This is a genomic window from Cryobacterium sp. MLB-32, from assembly GCF_000738085.1.
In the GTDB taxonomy this organism is placed as follows: Bacteria; Actinomycetota; Actinomycetes; order Actinomycetales; family Microbacteriaceae; genus Cryobacterium.
Genome location: NZ_JPRS01000734.1, coordinates 1 through 489, shown reverse-complemented (window position 1 = coordinate 489; position 489 = coordinate 1). Strand labels below are relative to the sequence as shown.

2 protein-coding genes are annotated in these 489 nt (G+C 58.3%); both read right to left on the bottom strand.

Going from position 1 to position 489, the window contains the following annotated elements:
- Positions 1–275: 50S ribosomal protein L23 (gene rplW, locus JF66_RS21135; protein ID WP_035880955.1), on the bottom strand; the 275-nt coding region annotated here is incomplete at its 3' end.
- Positions 275–489, bottom strand: a 215-nt coding sequence (gene rplD / locus JF66_RS21130; RefSeq protein ID WP_035880954.1) for a 50S ribosomal protein L4, incomplete at its 5' end; no start/stop codon positions are given. The genes rplW and rplD, both read right to left, overlap by 1 nt.

Genomic DNA, 489 nt, shown 5'->3' with positions numbered 1-489 from the left:
GAGCCGGACTTGAGCGTGACAATGGCACGCTTGGTGTCCTTGCGCTTGCCCATTCCGAACTTGGTGCGACGGGTCTTGCCCACGCGGTTCAGGGTGTTGATCGAAGCGACCTGCACCTTGAAGATGGACTCGATCGCGAGCTTGATCTCCGTCTTGTTCGAACGGGGGTCAACGATGAAGGTGTACTTACCCTCGTCGATCAGGCCGTAGCTCTTCTCAGAGACAACCGGAGCGATGATGATGTCGCGGGGGTCCTTGTTGATTGCGGTAACCATTATGCGGACACCTCTTCCTTCTTGGTCTTGCTCGCCACGAACGCGTCGAACGCGCCCTTGGTGAAGACGATGTCGTCGCTGACGAGCACGTCATAGGCGTTGAGCTGGTCCCACGAAAGGATGTGAACCGTCGGGAGGTTGCGAATGCTTCGCAGCGTCATCTCGTCGGTACGCTCCAGGATGACCAGCACGTGCTTGCTGCTGGCGATCTGCG